This window comes from Alteromonas naphthalenivorans (assembly GCF_000213655.1).
Lineage (GTDB): Bacteria > Pseudomonadota > Gammaproteobacteria > Enterobacterales > Alteromonadaceae > Alteromonas > Alteromonas naphthalenivorans.
Map to the genome: position 1 here is coordinate 944408 of NC_015554.1, position 16392 is coordinate 960799.

Sequence of the window (16392 nt, forward strand, 5' to 3'; positions counted from 1 at the left end):
AACCAATTACGGACATTTGGGGCTGCCGTATTTGGCATCCCTGGACCCAATTAAACCTTTTGGCCTGTACATTTACAGGCCGTTTTTATTTTTAGCGCTTCGCATTTCCTTCAATACTTTTTCAAAATAAGGGCAACCTAGTTCATTGGCTTTGGCAATATTGTGAGTGTAAATTTTCTCTGCATCATCTTCGTTTTTCATATAGCGGGCAATATCTCGCTCGCGAATTAAATGAAGTAGAGGGAAGGGAGAGCGGTTGGTATAATTCGCGACGCTGTCTTTAGCTTCGCCATCGAATTGATAGTCAGGATGAAAACTGGCGAGTTGATACACGCCAGTGTACCCCCAATCAGATAGCATACGGTCACATATCGCTAATACATCCAGGTAATCATCGAAGGAAGCTGTAGATGATGAAGGCGCGATGATAAGGGTAGTAGCAATATTATCTTGTTCGTCTAAGCGTTTACACTCATCGAAAAGCGAGGTAATAACATCGCCTGCATCCCCGTTAACCACGACGCAGTGAATTTGGCCCGGTTGACGTACGAAACCGGCAAAGGGGCAAAAGTTGTGGTTGATGACAATGTCATCAACCCAACGCATAGTGGCTTCTATAAACTGTGTATCGTTCACAAATTCAACTTAGGAATGGTATTTGACGTAAGCTTCTAGGGTATTTTCTATTAAGCTGGCCACTGTCATTGGGCCCACGCCGCCAGGAACGGGGGTAATCCACCCCGCACGTTGTTTAGCAGGCTCAAAATCCACGTCGCCAACGAGCGAACCGTCACTCACACGGTTAATGCCTACATCGATAACGATAGCGCCGGGCTTAATCCAGTCACCAGGAATAAAGTTTGGCTTGCCTACCGCGACCACAAGAAGGTCTGCACGACTTACATGGGCTTTTAAATCTTGTGTAAATTTATGACAAGTAGTGACCGTACAACCTGCAAGCAATAGTTCTAAGCTCATAGGGCGACCTACGATATTAGAAGCACCCACAATAACCGCATCTAAACCTTTAACGGGGCGCTTAGTGGCCTCGATCATGGTCATGATACCTTTTGGAGTACATGGGCGAAGTGCGGGGATACGTTGTGCCAATCTACCTATATTGTAAGGGTGAAACCCATCAACATCTTTATGTGGGTGAATGCGCTCTAATACTTTTTCTGCATTTAAACCGGCAGGTAGGGGCAGCTGCACTAAAATCCCGTCTATTTCTTTGTCGTCATTTAGTTGATCGACAAGCGCTAACAGTTCGTTTTCTGTAGTGTCAGCGGGTAAATCAAAAGAACGAGATACAAATCCCACTTCATCACATGCTTTACGTTTATTAGAAACATAAACTTGAGAGGCGGCATCGCTACCGACTAATACCACGGCCAAACCAGGTTGACGTTTCTTGGCGTCAATAAGTGAATCTACATAAGAAGCAACATGCTGGCGTACTTGTTTGGCAATCAATTTGCCGTCAATTAAATGAGCTGTCATAGAAGTGATTATAATGTGTGGTCATTAAGTGCTAATTATTGTTTCATAAAACTGCTACTGGCGACCAGTAGAAACATACAATTACTGTAAATCGAGAAAATTTTTAAAGATTTGCGCTTATAAAAAGTAAATTTCGATAAAGAGTGAAGTTGTTTACGATGAACGAGTACGCCGCCTACCTTCAAGTTCGCACTAAATTATCTGTTTTTAGGTTTCGGTTAGTTTGAAAAATGCCCAAAGTGCTCAAAAAAGCACATTTATGCGTGCTTTGTGAGCGGTTGAATATTTTATTTAAAAAAGTGTTTGACGAGGTGGGGTCTTGTCAGTAATATTCGCACCCCGTAACGGCACAGACGCAAATTGCTTCAAACGTATCGTTACGCAGTCGGTGAGTGGCGCAGCTTGGTAGCGCACTTGTTTTGGGTACAAGGGGTCGTAGGTTCAAATCCTATCTCACCGACCATTTTTTGCAAGCGAAGATTCGCCGAGCGTCCGTAGCTCAGCTGGATAGAGCAACGGCCTTCTAAGCCGTGGGTCGCAGGTTCGAATCCTGCCGGACGCGCCATGCGAGTCAGGTAGGACCTGATTCGGATTGGTCGAATCTTTAAAGATAAACATGTACTATCAATTCAACATGTTTATTTATTGCAAGCACCTCAGTGGTGGGCGTAGCTCAGTTGGTAGAGCCCCGGATTGTGATTCCGGTTGTCGTGGGTTCGAGCCCCATCGTCCACCCCACTTTTTCGCGGGAGTGGTGGAATTGGTAGACACGCTGGATTTAGGTTCCAGTGCTTCACGGCGTGAGAGTTCAAGTCTCTCCTTCCGCACCATGTTTTAGGCTTTTTTCACAAAAGCTGTTTAAAGCGCTGTTGTAAGTGCTTTTTAAGTGTTTTGTTAAGTATTATTGTCGGTGAGTGGCGCAGCTTGGTAGCGCACTTGTTTTGGGTACAAGGGGTCGTAGGTTCAAATCCTATCTCACCGACCATTTACTCTATCCTCGTTATATTTTCCTTATTAATTTCCTTATTTCTATCCGTTTGCACACTTATCATTCAAAAGCGTGTTACAAACTTGTGTTTCCCTCTCGACTCTCGTTCTCTGCGACTGTATACTACGGCGTCTTTTTTTAACTCGTATGTTTGTAACAAATACGCGATTAACACAGTATTGTGTGGTGTTTTGTTAGTGCAAACGTCGGAAACGACCTCTACCCCGGTGTGATATGTCACATAGACATGACGGGAGAGGGGATTGAGAACAAAGCGCTTAAATAGGCGTAAAGTTGAGGTAATATAATGCAAGTTTCAGTCGAGACGACCCAGGGTTTAGAACGCCGTCTTACTATCACCGTTCCAGCTGACGCTATTGATTCAGCTGTTAAATCTCGCCTACAGCAGTTGGCGAAAACGCAACGTATTAACGGTTTCCGCCCAGGCAAGGTACCAGTAAGCGTAATCAAAAAGCGTTTCGGCCAAGCAGTGCGTCAAGAAATTGCTGGTGATGTAATGCAGCAAAACTTCTACCAGGCTATCGTTCAAGAAAAAATTCAACCAGCTGGTATGCCAAATTTCGAACTGACTAAAGATGAAGATGGTCAGGATTTGGAATTTGTTGCTTCTTTTGAAGTATATCCAGAAGTAGAAGTTAAAGGCATCAACGATATTGAAATCGAAAAGCCAGTAGTAGAGATTACTGACGAAGATCTTGATAACATGATGGTAACGCTACAGAAGCAACACGCTTCTTGGAAAGAAGTTAAACGTAAAGCGAAGAAAGACGATAAAGTTGTTATCGATTTCGTTGGTTCTATCGACGGTGAAGAATTTGAAGGCGGAAAAGCTGAAGATTTCGAACTTGAACTAGGTCAAGATCGCATGATCCCAGGTTTCGAAAAGCCACTTGTAGGCGCGAAAGCGGGCGAAGAAGTAACAGTAGAAGTTGCTTTCCCTGAAGATTACCACGCAGAAAACCTTAAAGGTAAAGACGCGGTATTCCAAGTAACAGTGAAAAAAGTAGAAGGCCAGTCACTTCCTAAAGTTGACGAAGAGTTTGCTACCTTGTTCGGTGTTCAGGAAGGTGGTGTTGACGCGCTTAAAGCTGAAGTTCGTAAGAACATGCAACGCGAGCTAGATCAAACACTTAAAACTCAGGTTAAAGAAGACGTTATTGCTAAATTGGTTGACGCTAATGAGCTTGATATTCCTCAAGCACTTATCGACCAAGAGGTTAACGCTTTACGTGAACAAGCTAAGCAGCGTTTCAGCCAACAGGGCGGTGGTCAAAACCTTCCTGAGTTGCCTGCTGAATTATTTACTGATAATGCCAAGCGTCGTGTTTCAATTGGCCTATTATTAGGTGAAGTAATTAAGCAAAACGAACTTAAAGCTGACGAAGCAAAAGTAAACGAGATGATCGAAACTGCTGCTTCTGCGTATGAAGACCCTCAAGAAGTTGTAGAATACTACAACAACAACCAAGAGCTCATGCAGCAAATGCAAAATGTTGCATTAGAAGAGCAGGCGGTTGAGTGGGTACTTGAGCAAGCTAAAGTTACCGAAGTAACTAAAGCTTTTGACGAGGTTATGAACAAACAGGCGTAATTTTTTACTGTCTGATTGACTTCACCTGTCAGCAACTGCTTAAATGCTCGGAGCCTTCCGAGCATTTTTGTTTTTAACGCTAGATAATCAAGGTAGCTATGACTAATACCCCATTTGATCCAATGAATGCACTTGTTCCTATGGTAGTTGAACAGACTTCCAAAGGTGAACGTTCGTACGACATCTATTCTCGTCTACTAAAAGAAAATGTTATTTTCTTAGTAGGGCAGGTAGAAGACCACATGGCCAACCTGATTGTGGCTCAAATGCTATTTTTGGAAGCTGAAAATCCAGAAAAAGACATTTTCCTTTATATCAATTCACCTGGTGGTTCTGTAACTGCGGGTATGGCAATTTACGACACCATGAATTTCATCAAGCCAGACGTAAGCACGGTATGTGTGGGGCAAGCGGCTAGCATGGGTGCGTTCTTGCTATCTGGTGGTGCTAAAGGTAAGCGTTACTGTTTACCGAATTCTCGCGTGATGATTCACCAACCTTTAGGTGGATTCCAAGGTCAAGCATCAGATTTTGAAATTCATGCGAAGGAAATCCTGTCTATTAAAGAGAAGTTGAACCGCTTAATGGCCCAACATACTGGACAAGATTATGAAAAAGTTGCCCACGATACCGATCGTGACAACTTCCTTAGTGCAACCGAAGCCAAAGAGTATGGTCTTATCGACCAAGTTATGACAAATCGATCTGACGCGGCTGCAACTAAGTAGTATAGTTATATATAGTAGACCTGAACTAGTGCTTGGCACGATTTGGTTTTCGGTTCAGGCAAGGCAGAGGCAATAGTAATGAGTGATAAACAAAGCGGTGACGGTGATAACAAGTTACTGTACTGCTCGTTTTGTGGCAAAAGCCAACACGAAGTAAGAAAGTTAATAGCAGGCCCGTCGGTATTTATTTGCGACGAGTGTGTTGAGTTATGTAACGATATCATTCGCGAAGAAATCAAGGAGATCGCGCCTAAGCAAAAGCAGGATGCTTTACCAAAGCCAAGTGAAATACATGCGCACCTAGATGACTACGTTATCGGTCAAGAGCACGCCAAAAAAGTATTGTCTGTAGCGGTATATAACCACTACAAACGTTTACGTAATGGTGATGTGCACGATGGTGTGGAGCTTGGTAAGAGTAATATCCTACTTATCGGCCCAACGGGTAGTGGTAAAACATTACTGGCGGAAACGCTTGCACGTTTGCTTGACGTTCCTTTCACAATGGCAGACGCGACCACATTAACCGAAGCTGGTTATGTGGGTGAAGATGTTGAAAATATCATTCAAAAGCTTCTGCAAAAATGTGATTACGATGTAGAAAAAGCCCAACGCGGCATTGTTTACATTGATGAAATTGATAAAATTTCGCGTAAATCAGATAACCCATCTATTACTCGTGATGTATCGGGTGAAGGTGTGCAGCAAGCATTGCTTAAGCTTATTGAAGGGACTGTTGCTTCGGTTCCTCCACAAGGCGGTCGTAAGCATCCACAGCAAGAATTTTTGCAGGTAGATACCTCTAAGATTCTGTTTATCTGTGGTGGCGCGTTCGCAGGCCTTGATAAGGTTATTGAACAACGTGCGCAGAAAGGAACGGGTATTGGATTCGGTGCGGCTGTTAAGTCTAAATCCGAAAACACCGCGCAAATTAGCGAGTTGTTCAAACAAGTAGAACCACAAGATTTGGTTAAATACGGGTTAATTCCTGAATTTATCGGTCGTTTACCAGTGGTCACTAGTCTTGAAGAATTGAATGAAGAAGCCTTAATTCAAATTCTTAAAGAGCCTAAGAATGCGATTACGAAGCAGTATTCAGCTTTATTTGATATGGAAGATGTGGAACTTGAGTTCCGTGACGACGCACTGCATGCTATCGCTAAAAAGGCGATGGAACGTAAAACGGGTGCCCGTGGTCTTCGTTCAATTGTTGAAGCAGTTCTGCTTGATACCATGTACGAATTACCGTCTGCGGTAGACGTAAGCAAAGTAGTTATTGATGAAACCGTTATTCGCGGCGAGTCTAAGCCTATCTTGATTTACGACAATACAGATAAAAAAGCAGCCTCTGAGTAGGTAGCTTTGCTTTCTAGAAAAGGTCCTTCAGGGCCTTTTTTGTTTTCTAAAAGCCTATAAATATTTTCTGCGTGAGGGTTTGTTAACCTCGAGCTTACTTTCACCCTCAACCTCAACATTCAAGATTATTCACTTCAACGGCATAAAAATAATACTCAAATGTTACGCTTTCCTGTATGGCTAAAATTAGCGTTTTTCCGCCTCTCAAATAACAACTTGTTGGTTATTTAAGCAAACAAACCCGTTTAACCTATCCTTTCTGATAGATTCGGCAACAAACTATTGCCATACGGTCTAAAATCGATAATGGTAAAGAAAAGCAGGGAAAGCAGCGAATTTACGTACATTAAGAATGTTTTATTTGAACTTTGCGCTAGCATCCCCATATCAATCGACAATGCTAACTAATAGAGAACACGTATGACAGTTGAGCGAGAAAATCGCATTGAAATTCCTGTGCTTGCCTTAAGGGACGTGGTTGTTTATCCGCATATGGTCATACCCTTATTTGTCGGGCGAGAAAAATCGATCCGTTGTCTTGAAGCGGCAATGGAAAACGAGAAACAGATTTTCTTAGTGGCCCAGAAAGACGCCGGTGTGGATGAACCCGATGCCGATGACATTTATACCGTTGGTACTATTGCCACCATTCTTCAACTTTTGAAACTTCCTGACGGCACGGTGAAAGTGTTAGTTGAAGGGAGTGTGCGTGGTGAAGTTGAAGGTTACGAGCAATCAGAGCCATTCTTTGTAGCTAACGTAAATAAAATTGAAGACGGTGCTATTGATGAGAGCGAGCAAGAAGTGCTTATTCGCTCTGCGGTATCGCAGTTTGAAGGTTACGTTAAGCTAAACAAAAAAATACCGCCTGAGGTACTTACGTCGCTAAATGGTATCGAAGATGCTGCACGCTTAGCAGATACCATGGCTGCGCACATGCCGCTTAAACTCACCGAAAAACAAAAAGTGCTAGAAATGAAAGGGGTGAATGAACGCCTTGAGTATTTAATGGCCTTGATGGAAGGTGAAATCGATTTGCTACAGGTTGAGAAGAAAATTCGCACCCGTGTTAAAAAGCAAATGGAAAAAAGCCAGCGTGAGTACTATTTGAATGAGCAAATGAAAGCCATTCAAAAAGAGCTCGGTGAGCTTGATGATGCACCGGATGAATTTGAAGCGTTAGCGAAGAAAATCGAAGACGCCAAAATGCCGCAAGAAGCGTTGGACAAAGCTAAGTCTGAGTTGCAAAAGCTTAAGATGATGTCGCCCATGTCGGCAGAAGCTACCGTATTACGCAGCTACATTGAGTGGCTAACCAATGTACCGTGGAATAAGCGTTCACCAGTGAAGAAAGATTTATCTCGCGCTGAAGTGGTTTTAAATGAAGATCATTACGGGTTAGAGAAAGTCAAAGAACGCATTCTAGAATACCTCGCGGTACAACAGCGTGTTAAAAAGCTGAAAGGACCCATCTTGTGTCTTGTAGGGCCTCCTGGTGTGGGTAAAACCTCTCTTGGTCAATCTGTTGCGAAAGCGACAGGGCGCAAGTATGTACGTATGGCATTAGGCGGCGTGCGTGATGAAGCTGAAATTCGTGGACATAGACGTACTTACATAGGCTCATTACCTGGAAAATTAGTGCAGAAAATGGCAAAAGTTGGAGTTAAAAACCCACTTTTCCTATTAGATGAGATTGATAAAATGTCGTCTGATATGCGTGGCGACCCAGCTTCTGCGTTACTTGAAGTGCTTGACCCAGAACAGAACAATAGTTTCAGTGACCACTATTTAGAAGTGGACTACGATTTATCTGATGTGATGTTTGTGGCGACCTCGAATAGCATGAATATTCCAGGCCCATTACTTGACCGTATGGAAGTTATTCGTCTTTCTGGTTATACCGAAGACGAGAAGCTAAACATCGCAACACGTCACTTAATCAGTAAGCAGATGGAACGTAACGGGCTTAAGTCTAAAGAGCTTGAGATTACCGAATCTGCCATTATCGGCATGATTCGTTACTACACCCGTGAAGCAGGCGTTCGTAGCTTAGAACGTGAAATTTCTAAGGTATGTCGTAAAGCCGTTAAAGATATCTTGCTGACTAAGAGCAAAGATAAAGTGTCAGTGACTCAAGATAATCTTAAAGATTACTTAGGTGTACAACGCTTCGATTACGGTAAGGCAGACAAAGACAATCAAATTGGCCAAGTTACCGGGTTGGCGTGGACACAGGTAGGCGGTGATTTACTGACTATCGAAACCACCTCAGTGCCGGGTAAAGGCAAGATGACATCAACCGGTTCGCTTGGTGATGTTATGCAGGAATCTATCAAAGCTGCAATGACGGTAGTGCGTAGTCGCGCTGAAAAGCTTCGTATTAACGAAGATTTTTATGAAAAACGCGATATTCACGTGCATGTGCCTGAAGGTGCTACACCTAAAGATGGCCCAAGTGCGGGTATCGCCATGTGTACAGCTTTGGTGTCATCGTTAACAGGTAACCCCGTTAAATGCGATGTGGCCATGACCGGTGAAATAACACTGCGTGGTGAAGTGTTGGCCATTGGTGGTTTGAAAGAAAAGCTACTAGCCGCCCACCGTGGTGGAATTAAAACGGTGGTTATTCCAGCAGAAAATGAACGTGATCTGGAAGAAATTCCAGAAAACGTGAAAAAAGATTTATCAATTCACCCTGTAAAGTGGATTGATGATGTGCTTGATATTGCACTTCAAGAGCCAGTAGAGTCTTTTGAGGTTGCAACTAAAAGCTAAAATGGTTGGCTGCATGTCCTAATTTTAAAGGCTTGCAGCCTTAAATTTGCAATAATTGATTAAAAAGTGTGCATACCTTCGCCAATTCGCCTATTTTTTTCAAAATAGGGCTTTCTTGTCGCAAGAGTTGTGTTACCTTTAATTTGTATTCGCTTGAAGCCTTGCCACAAAAGGGATTGCAGCGATTCAATAAAAGTTAATTAATTGTGACAGATGCTTGATGTTCAGAATCAAGCTTGCTATAACGTTCAATCAAATCGTTTTGGACAAACAGTATAATAACAATCGAAGGGGATCATAATAGTGAACAAGTCTCAACTTATCGACCAAATTGCTGCTGGCGCAGATATTTCAAAAGCAGCTGCCGGCCGCGCTCTAGATGCATTCACTGACTCAGTAACTGCAGCACTTAAAGACGGTGACCAAGTGGCACTAGTCGGTTTCGGTACTTTCTCAGTACGTGAGCGCTCTGCTCGTAGTGGTCGTAATCCACAAACTGGTGAGACTATTCAGATTTCAGCGGCGAAAGTTCCATCTTTCAAAGCTGGTAAAGCTCTGAAAGACGCTTGTAACTAAGCAAAACTTGCAAGAAAAAGGCGATGGCTTATGCCATCGCCTTTTTTATTTGTAACGCCGAATTTATCATTTCCCACTATTTTCTTTATCTCACCTATAGCGCGACAGTGCATTGCGCATCACGCTGCGGTTTTATTGGACAATAGAAGGATTAGTTTTTGTTAAGCCGTTTATCTTCACAGGTATTAGGTTATAATCACCGCTTATTTTTTGCCATGATGTTAGCGTAGGTATTATCCAACGCTAAAGGGCAAGTGTAGTAAGCAACGGAGTTGAAGAACAATCATGCTAGAAAGAATCAGAGAAGGTTCTCAAGGCCCATGGGCAATGGCAATTATTGCCCTAATCGTATTGAGTTTCGTGTTTGCTGGTGTAGGAAGCTACCTGACGTCTTCAGGTACTACGGCAGTAGCAACAGTTAATGGCGAAGAAATTTCTGCTCAGGAATTAGAACGCGGTTATCAGAACCAACGGGCACAAATGGAATCACAATTTGGCGAAAGCATTGCCCAGTTGTTTTCAAGCGAACAGTATTTAAGTGACTTTCGTCGTAACGTACTAGATAGACTTATTGCTGAAAAACTCATTCAGCAACAAGCACAGGAAATGGGCTTACGCGTTAGCGATGCTCAAATTCGTGAAACTATCGTACAAATGCCAGAGTTTCAGTTCGGTGGTCAATTCGACAACGACCGTTTCCAAACTATTTTGCGTCAAAACGGCTTTCAGGTTGCTGACTTCCGTGATTATTTACGCATTCAAATGACACAAAATCAATTGGCTGCAGCGTTAACCAATTCTGAGTTTGCGTTACCTGGAGAAGCTGAACGTGCGAATGCATTACAGCTTCAAACGCGTGACGCTAAATACGTGATGATTGACTCTGCTTCATTCGCCGAGTCGGTGGAAGTAACAGAAGATGATATTGCCGAATATTACAACGCTAACATCACTGCATTTGATACCGAAGAGCAAATTAAGCTTGCCTATGTATCACTGACAGTAGAAGACGTTAAAAGCCGCGTAAGCGTCGATGACGAAGCCGTTCGCACTTACTATGACAATAACCTTAGCGGTTATGGCAAAGAAGAAGAGCGTCGAGTTTCACATATTCTTATCGAGTCAGGTGATGATGCTGATGCAGCAAAAGCGAAAACTCAAGCACTATTAGACCAACTGAACGACGGTGCTGATTTTGCTGAGTTAGCTGAAAATAATTCAGATGACACCTTTTCAGCTGAAAATGGTGGTGATCTAGATTTTATTACTCCTGGAATGATGGACGATGCGTTTGATGAAGCGGTATTTAGTTTAGCGAATGTGGGAGACTATACCGACGTTGTAGAAACTGAATTCGGTTTTCACATCATTAAATTGACTGAACTTAAAGAAGCGCAAGTTCAAGCATTTGAAGACGTAGAAGCAGAAATCCGCGAGACATTGCTTACCGATAAAGCATTAGAAGAATTCTTCGAGCTGCAAAACACCATGGCTGAAATTGCATTTGAAGTGCCTGATACACTAGAAGATGTTGCTAACGCCGTTGACTTACCGGTACAAGAAACAGGTTTGTTTAGCCGTAACACTGTGCCAGTAAATATGAGCTCACCTGCACTGACTGAAGTCGCGTTTTCTTCTGAACTTATCGATGAAGGCGTGAACAGTGACATTATCGAACTAGATGATGAAACGGTAGTTGTTGTGCGTGTTGTAGAGCACTTGCCACAGCGTACTCAAGCCCTAGATGAAGTTCGTGATGGAATTGTGTCAACAGTGAAAGCACAGAAAGCACAAGAAGCTGCTGAAAGCTGGGCTACAAGTGTTGTTGAATCGCTTCAGCAAGGCGAAAGTGTAGATGCAACATTAGCAGAAAAGTCTCTTAACTGGGAAAGTGCTGAAGCCGTAGCGAGAAGTGGTAGTACACTAAACCGCAGTATCGTTGATAAACTGTTTACGTTATCTACCGAAGCTGAAAAGCGCGTAGATGTGATTGCGACCGTGAGCGGTGACGTTGCCATTGTAGAGCTTGTTAAAGTGAACAGTGCCCCTGCGCTAAGTGCTGAGATGTCAGAAAGTCTGAAACCTCGTTTAGCACAGATGCAAGGTCAACGTGTTTACCAGCAGTTCATTGAAGCTTTACGTGCTGATGCTGATGTTACGGTGTCTGAGAACCTTTAGTATTACTGATCTTACTGTTTAAAGGCTTGTGAGAATATAACCAGGTTGAAACGTAAAACCGTTATATAGTAAGCCTAGCGCTATTCCTCGCCTTAACGGTAAGTGAAAAATACGCTAAAAAAGCCAGTGTTGAACAAGCGATGTGGTTATCGCTTCGCCAACACTGGCTTTTTTGTGAGCGTTTTTCTTTAATAAGTAAAAGTACTAATGCGTGAGAAAGAGCATCAGCGCGTAAAATACCGCAATAACACTCGACAGTACCAGTATGTAAGTAAAACCTTGTTTGCCTTGTGCTAGGGAATAGCTATTCACCCTCAAGTAGCCAAACCACAATAACGACAAGATAAGTGGTATTAGTACAATAATCTTTAGCAAAACTCGACCTCGCGTTGTATCGGTAAAGGGGGATTAAATTTTATGTAGGGTAACCGCTTCTAGTAATAACTTTAGCTCGCTGCCTAAATACAAGTTTATCGATAGAATCATCTATTACCCTAACTATATATGACTACAGTATATAAGGGGAAATCAGTTTAGCCTTGTCATTTCCTTGTCTTAATTTTGTTATCTGTGTGTCATCTTTACTTTGTGTAATAACAGGTAAGCAAACTTAGACTTCATTTATTCTTATGAACAATACTGCGCTTTCGTTGGTCCACCACGCTAGAAGCATTCATTTTGCAGAAGTGCTTATGGCACGGGAATCCATTACCCCCGTTGACGCTGGGTGCCAAAGCTATCTAATGCACCGATTAGAAAAGCTAGGCTTTGCATGTGAAAAGCACAAAGTGGAAGGGGTGACTAATTTAATCGCTAAATGGGGGGATGGGCCTATCCATTTTGCTTTTTCTGGCCACACCGATGTAGTGCCACCAGGCCCATTAGAACAATGGAAATCTAATCCCTTTTGCCCAGTGATAAGTCAAAATAAGCTTTATGGTCGTGGCGCTGCCGATATGAAAACCGGTGTTGCTGCCATGCTAGCAGCAACAGAAAGAGCGCTACCATCAATGAATTCAAACCAATATACGTATTGGTGGTTGATTACCAGTGATGAAGAAGGCGAGGCTGAATATGGCTCTAAATGGATAAAGGCCTATTTAGATGCTAAACACATTACACTTGATATGTGCTTAGTAGGCGAGCCTACTGCTACGCATACTACCGGCGACACCATTAAAGTAGGCCGCAGAGGTTCATTGTCGGGCACAATTTTGGTATCGGGAAAACAAGGGCATGTTGCTTACCCGCATACGTGCGATAACGCAATTCACAAAGCAAGCCGTATCATACAGGCGTTATCCTCCTACGAGTTTGAACAAGGTAGCCTCGACTTTCCAGGTACGTCTTTGCAAGTCACTCACGTAGATACGGGCGCGTTTACTGATAATTTGGTGCCGGGTAGTACCCGTATTGAATTTAATGTGCGTTACGCATGGCAATTTAACCGTGACAGCTTAGTTAAGTTATTAACACGTATTACCGCTGAAGTAGATAGCGAGGCTTCGATAAGCTGGTCTAGACCCTGTGAATCCTATTTGAGTAGAAGCAATACAGAAAAGCGGTGCTTAATTAATATTACAGAAAAAGCCATTCGACAAGCCACTGGACGTTACCCCGTGGTCAGCACGTCTGGCGGTACCTCAGACGGGCGGTTTTTTGCATCAGACACAACACAAGTGGTAGAAGTGGGTGTACCAAATGCCACCATCCACCAAGTTAATGAACACGTTCACCTATCCGATATTGTGACCCTAGAAGATATTTTTACAGATGTTTTATTGAGTCTGTAACGCCTGTATTAGATTCATATGCCAACGAGAATAAAAAAAGCGCCAACGGGCGCTTTTCTTATTTTAGTGTAGTGTCTTATATAGGGTGCTTGACGAAAATCAGGTAATCAAGCCACCTATATTAGCCTTTTGTAAACCTCTACGCTGACTTTTTAAGCTCAGGTTTTAATTGTGTTGCTCCTAAATAGCGTTCCTTTTTCTTTTGGGTTAACGCTTCTAAATCGACCACCACTAGGCCGTCTATGCAGTCGTTAAAGTCAGGGTCTACATTAAAATCTAAGAACGCCACGCCACCGGTTTTCGATAGTTCGCTGTATTGCTTGTATAAGGTAGGTACGTTCACGCCCATATTGGCGAGTAAATGCTTTAACTGAGTAAACTCAGATTTATAGTCGTTACCGGTAAAAGTATACAAGGGATCTTGCGACATTTGATAAGGCCGCTTAGAAGTGGCTTGCCCAAACTTAGCCGGAAAGTACGTAGAGTAGAACTGTACAATTAAGTCTTTAGCTGGTTGAGGGTAAGCATTGCTTAAAGACACCGCGCCAAACATGTATCGATATTTCGGGTAGCGATTTAAAAATGCACCTATGCCAACCCATAAATAATCTAAACTACGTTTACCCCAGTAACAGGGTTGAACAAAGCTACGACCAAGTTCGAGCCCTTCTTTGAACAAGGTGCTGTTACTTTCCTCACTTCCATAGTCGAACAACGTTGCCGAATATAAACCGGTAGGGTGGTCTTTATGACTCAGTAACTCAGCATCGCCAAAACGATATGCGCCCACAATCTCTAAATTACTCTCATCCCAAAGAATTAAGTGATAGTAGTAAGTATCGTATTGGTCTATATCGCGGCGTTTGTTAGTACCTTCACCTACCGCACGAAAGGCCACTTCCCTTAAGCGGCCAATTTCACGCATAATTGGTGAGCAGTTTTTATGTTGGTACAAATATATCGACTGGCCGTCGCTAGTGTGGCCTAAATGTTCGCACTGCTTCATTGCACGGGAAAGCTCTTTTCTATCTTCCGGCATGGCCACAGGGGCTTGCGTGTCGAAAATACCTTTCTTGTTACTGCCAATGCGGTATAAGTGGCGCTTAAATAGTTTGACCTGATCTTTTAGCGCTATGCTGGTTTGTTGGTAAGACTCGAAAGGAATAAGCTCGCCAATTCGCATAGGAAGGTGTTTTTTGCGTTGCTTAAACATTTCTTTCACCAGCAGCGCGGTGGCTAAGGGTTTGTACACCATAGACACCCCATAAAATAGCGGGCTATTTTTGGCATCAATATAAACCGGAAGAATAGGGGACTTGGCTTGTCGGGCTATACGTAAAAAGCCTGAATGCCATAGGGTGTCCCGCACACCTTGAGGGCGTAGTCGTGACACTTCTCCAGCGGGAAATATTAAAATGGCTCCGTCTGATTGCAGGTGGTTTTGAATAGCCCCTAAATGCTGTTTCGGCGTACCGCCTTGCATATTATTGACTGGTAGCAGCATGTCATGCAAAGGCTCAATGGCCATGAGCATTTGGTTCGCCACTACTTTTAAGTCGTGACGCACTTCACTAACCAGTTTAATTAGCGCAAGGGCGTCTAGTGAGCCGATAGGGTGGTTGGCAATAATCACCACACGACCTTGTGATGGAATACGCTCTTTCTCTACATCTCGGGTAGAGTAACTAATATTGAAGTATTCGAGCACTTGCTCTACAAAATCGATGTCTTCGTAATGAGGATAGGTTTCGCCGAACTCTATTATTTCTCGTTCATGCAAAAGGTGGCGCAGCACAAACGATAAAGACCTAAACAACAAGGGGTTGTTAGCCACTTGGGGATAGTGTTTATTTAGTACTTCATCAACAGTAAACATAGTCTTTCTCGGTTTTTGCGAACAATAGCAGGGGAATATGACGTTTTTCACACAGTTTGATGTCAGTTATCTGACAATGCAGAGGCCCGCGTTTCATTCATCATGAAACGCGGGTTCAAGTGATATGCTTATGCTGCTTTCGATGGTGAATTTTTCACTTTAAGTGGCGTAACATTATCTGCGTTGTTCATGTTCTCAAGGGAATAGATAAGGTTTAAATTTCCATTTTCGTCTTCACCCAAGGCACTGCAGTTTTCCATCCAATCACCATCGTTGATGTAATGAATACCGTTTTCCATTGTGCTTTCAGGGTGATGAATGTGACCGCAAATTACCCCGTCAAGCCCCATTTCTGCTGCCCGTGAACAGCAAGCCTGACGGTAGCGAGCAATCGCTTCGTTTGCCCCTTTGATATGCTTTTTAATGTAACCGGCAAGTGACCAGTACTCACGTTTACGCCAGCTGCGAAAACGATTGAACTCGCGGTTTAAAAACAGCAGTAAGTCGTAACCTTTATCGCCAATCCAGGCATGAAATTTACCCATGGTGACATCGCCATCAAATTGATCGCCATGTAGCACAAGATAGCGTTTGCCTTGGGCCGTGGTATGAACAAGTTGGCGCTCAATCTCGATATCGCCAAATGCCATTCCAGAATAGGACTGTATTGGTTCATCGTGGTTACCCGGAAGATAAACGACGCGAGTGCCATCTTGGCTCATCGCCATTAGTTTATGCATAACTTGATTGTGCGCTTGTGGCCAACGAAATTGTTTTATCATTTGCCACATATCGACAATGTCGCCAACCAAATAAAGGGTGTCGACGGTGACACTGTTTAAAAACGAAAGTAGGTATTCAGCTTTGCAATCACGATTGCCAAGGTGAATATCAGAAAGCCAAAGTGTGCGGTAATGTGTTTTTTTCATAGCAAGGTCCCAAAGCGATTGCCTTGGAACGCCACTATATGGAGGTTAATTGACAAAATGGTGACGCTTGTTTGACGATAG

11 protein-coding genes and 5 tRNA genes are annotated in these 16392 nt (G+C 43.1%); 12 read left to right on the forward strand and 4 right to left on the reverse strand.

Annotation, left to right across the window (positions count from 1 at the left end; genetic code table 11):
* Positions 1-72: 72 nt before the first annotated feature.
* Together AMBT_RS03990 and folD are read right to left on the reverse strand one after the other, a co-directional pair.
* The gene (locus tag AMBT_RS03990) at positions 73-636 is read right to left on the reverse strand and encodes a DUF1415 domain-containing protein (RefSeq protein ID WP_013783301.1); all 564 of its coding nucleotides are present in this window, start codon (positions 634-636) and stop codon (positions 73-75) included.
* Between the two features lie 9 nt (positions 637-645).
* Complete coding sequence (gene folD, locus AMBT_RS03995) at positions 646-1500, reverse strand: bifunctional methylenetetrahydrofolate dehydrogenase/methenyltetrahydrofolate cyclohydrolase FolD (protein ID WP_013783302.1); 855 nt, start codon at positions 1498-1500, stop codon at positions 646-648.
* A 386-nt stretch (positions 1501-1886) separates the two neighbouring features.
* Here folD and AMBT_RS04000 point away from each other — a divergent pair.
* From AMBT_RS04000 to dapE, 12 genes are all read left to right on the forward strand, one after another.
* Positions 1887-1963: transfer RNA gene (locus AMBT_RS04000), tRNA-Pro, on the forward strand.
* Between the two features lie 25 nt (positions 1964-1988).
* Positions 1989-2065: transfer RNA gene (locus tag AMBT_RS04005), tRNA-Arg, on the forward strand.
* A 97-nt stretch (positions 2066-2162) separates the two neighbouring features.
* Positions 2163-2238: transfer RNA gene (locus tag AMBT_RS04010), tRNA-His, on the forward strand.
* Between the two features lie 7 nt (positions 2239-2245).
* Positions 2246-2330, forward strand: a tRNA-Leu gene (locus AMBT_RS04015).
* A gap of 78 nt (positions 2331-2408) precedes the next feature.
* Positions 2409-2485, forward strand: a tRNA-Pro gene (locus AMBT_RS04020).
* 310 nt (positions 2486-2795) lie between these two features.
* The gene (tig, locus tag AMBT_RS04025) at positions 2796-4100 is read left to right on the forward strand and encodes a trigger factor (protein ID WP_013783303.1); all 1305 of its coding nucleotides are present in this window, start codon (positions 2796-2798) and stop codon (positions 4098-4100) included.
* 98 nt (positions 4101-4198) lie between these two features.
* Positions 4199-4828, forward strand: coding sequence for an ATP-dependent Clp endopeptidase proteolytic subunit ClpP (gene clpP, locus AMBT_RS04030; protein ID WP_013783304.1), 630 nt, complete (start codon positions 4199-4201; stop codon positions 4826-4828).
* Between the two features lie 78 nt (positions 4829-4906).
* Entirely contained in the window at positions 4907-6184 is a 1278-nt protein-coding gene (clpX, locus tag AMBT_RS04035; protein WP_013783305.1) for an ATP-dependent protease ATP-binding subunit ClpX, read from the forward strand.
* A gap of 420 nt (positions 6185-6604) precedes the next feature.
* Positions 6605-8959, forward strand: a complete 2355-nt coding sequence (gene lon, locus AMBT_RS04040; protein WP_013783306.1) for an endopeptidase La — start codon at positions 6605-6607, stop codon at positions 8957-8959.
* 303 nt (positions 8960-9262) lie between these two features.
* Entirely contained in the window at positions 9263-9535 is a 273-nt protein-coding gene (hupB, locus tag AMBT_RS04045) for a nucleoid-associated protein HU-beta (RefSeq protein WP_012518978.1), read from the forward strand.
* Between the two features lie 285 nt (positions 9536-9820).
* Complete coding sequence (locus AMBT_RS04050) at positions 9821-11713, forward strand: SurA N-terminal domain-containing protein (protein WP_013783307.1); 1893 nt, start codon at positions 9821-9823, stop codon at positions 11711-11713.
* Positions 11714-12342: 629 nt separating this feature from the next.
* Positions 12343-13506 carry a succinyl-diaminopimelate desuccinylase gene (gene dapE / locus AMBT_RS04055; RefSeq protein WP_013783308.1) on the forward strand — a complete coding sequence of 388 codons (1164 nt, stop codon included), beginning with the start codon at positions 12343-12345 and terminating at the stop codon, positions 13504-13506.
* Between the two features lie 139 nt (positions 13507-13645).
* On the opposite strand, the gene olsF is transcribed toward dapE, so the two are convergent.
* Both olsF and AMBT_RS04065 read right to left on the reverse strand, forming a co-directional pair.
* Positions 13646-15382: a bifunctional ornithine lipid synthase OlsF gene (olsF, locus tag AMBT_RS04060; protein ID WP_013783309.1), complete on the reverse strand. Its 1737-nt coding sequence runs from the start codon at positions 15380-15382 to the stop codon at positions 13646-13648.
* A gap of 128 nt (positions 15383-15510) precedes the next feature.
* Positions 15511-16311 carry a UDP-2,3-diacylglucosamine diphosphatase gene (locus AMBT_RS04065; protein ID WP_013783310.1) on the reverse strand — a complete coding sequence of 267 codons (801 nt, stop codon included), beginning with the start codon at positions 16309-16311 and terminating at the stop codon, positions 15511-15513.
* Between the last annotated feature and the right edge of the window lie 81 nt (positions 16312-16392).